The sequence below is a fragment of the Aquicoccus porphyridii genome (assembly GCF_008369105.1).
In the GTDB taxonomy this organism is placed as follows: Bacteria; Pseudomonadota; Alphaproteobacteria; order Rhodobacterales; family Rhodobacteraceae; genus Aquicoccus; species Aquicoccus porphyridii.
In genome coordinates this window covers 1-1,519 of sequence record NZ_VINQ01000052.1, presented here as the reverse complement: position 1 = coordinate 1,519, position 1,519 = coordinate 1, and the positions used below count along the sequence as shown (strand labels likewise).

Below are 1,519 nucleotides of genomic sequence, written 5' to 3'. Positions count from 1 at the left end.
ACGATAGTGGGGGTCGATTTGCCCGCCACATCCAATTTCGTTGGTGCAGACGAGATCCCGGACCTCCAGGCCAAAGCCAAACAGGACTACATGCTATCACGACAAATCCCCCGGACCCGTGGCTACATTCAACGCCTGGATGACCACGTGAAGGAGTACGGGCCACTGGCGGAGGCTAGGACACCGGGAGACGACAGCGAAGATCAACGAGTGGCAGCCTAGGGAACCTAAGGATAAGGGATCAGGAGAGATAGGAGATCAAGGAAGTGTGAGGGGGGGAACCACCAACTAGGTATACAATACTCCCTCCTTCTCCTCCTTCTCCATTACTTATACCTATTCCCTTGGGGGGCACTCTTTGGGGCACTTCCGGCCCGGTTCTGGCACCTGAAGCGTTATGACGTTGATTGGTGAGAGCTGGCTGGGGTGGTAGGAGACCCTCAAAGCCGATGACCGCTATCACAAACCCCTCCTGACTCACCAAACTGGGGCACCTTGTGGGGGCAAAAAAAGAAACAGGAAGACGACCAAGGGTGGCCACGTGGGCCACCCCGGGTATCAGTCACAGGTCGGCAGCTTGGCCAACACGGTCGAGGGCGACGGTCTCACCACCTCAGGCAGGTCTTGAAGCACCTCGTCGACAACCTCAGCCGTCAAGGACGCAACCTCGCAGGCGTACTGCTGACGGGTTCCTTCGGGGTTGTCCTCCCGCCACTCCTGGTAGTCCTGCTCCTCGAAGTAGGCGATCGCGCCAAGCCCCGCGACCGGGATGGCGACGATGGCTCTACGGAGACGCGCCTTGGCCTTCGTCCTCGCAACAGCCTTCGCCAGTTGCTTTCGGTGCGCAAGCGCGGTGGCCCCCGCCGTGGCGCTCATCGTTCCGACCGTCAACGTCATCTTCGCCGCCCAGAGGCCCGCCGTTACCGTGGTGGCGAACAGGATAGCGACCAGCCATCCAAGGAACACCACATTCCTGAACACACCAATGATTTTCGCCATACCTCACCTTTCCCCGGCCAGTCGTCACCAGCCGAGGCTGTTCTCAGGGCAACCTACGTTTCACCACGTAGTCTGCCAGCCACTCCCAGTAGTGCGCCCTGTCACGGAATCCCTGCTGACGTGCCGCAAGGTCTTCCGCCATTTCCCGCGACAGACCACCCTCGTATTGCGCGATGGCGGCTCGTTCCTCGAAGGCATCAATGTCCGGTATCAGCATGACGGCAGCCGGATCTGGTCGATGATCCCCCGTTTTTGTTCGTCGGAGATACCCGCCGAGTAGATGCCGTAGGTGATCCCGTTCTCCGACCGTGCCGACTTGTGGCCCACCAGCGACGCTGTGAAGTGCTCTGGCACACCGGTCCGCTCACACTGGTGTCAATCGGCATCCAAAGCTGACCCCCTATCGGCATTCAAAATTGACCCCTTTGAGCTGAGCAGGCCCGGCGCTGCGTAGCCCTCACATAGCGCAGCGGCGGCGGGCCTGCGGGGGTCCGGGTTGGCGCTATGCGCGGTTCTTGAA

At 60.4% G+C, this 1,519-nt stretch carries 3 protein-coding genes; 1 reads left to right on the top strand and 2 read right to left on the bottom strand.

Going from position 1 to position 1,519, the window contains the following annotated elements:
• The coding region (locus FLO80_RS23075; RefSeq protein ID WP_223145536.1) for a hypothetical protein at window positions 1-222 on the top strand (222 nt) is incomplete at its 5' end.
• A 336-nt stretch (window positions 223-558) separates the two neighbouring features.
• On the opposite strand, the gene FLO80_RS21660 is transcribed toward FLO80_RS23075, so the two are convergent.
• Both FLO80_RS21660 and FLO80_RS22960 read right to left on the bottom strand, forming a co-directional pair.
• A complete protein-coding gene (locus FLO80_RS21660) occupies window positions 559-999 on the bottom strand; it encodes a hypothetical protein (protein WP_111369557.1) in 441 nt (146 codons plus the stop codon).
• Between the two features lie 43 nt (window positions 1,000-1,042).
• Window positions 1,043-1,216 carry a hypothetical protein gene (locus FLO80_RS22960; RefSeq protein WP_188078394.1) on the bottom strand — a complete coding sequence of 58 codons (174 nt, stop codon included), beginning with the start codon at window positions 1,214-1,216 and terminating at the stop codon, window positions 1,043-1,045.
• Window positions 1,217-1,519 lie beyond the last annotated feature (303 nt).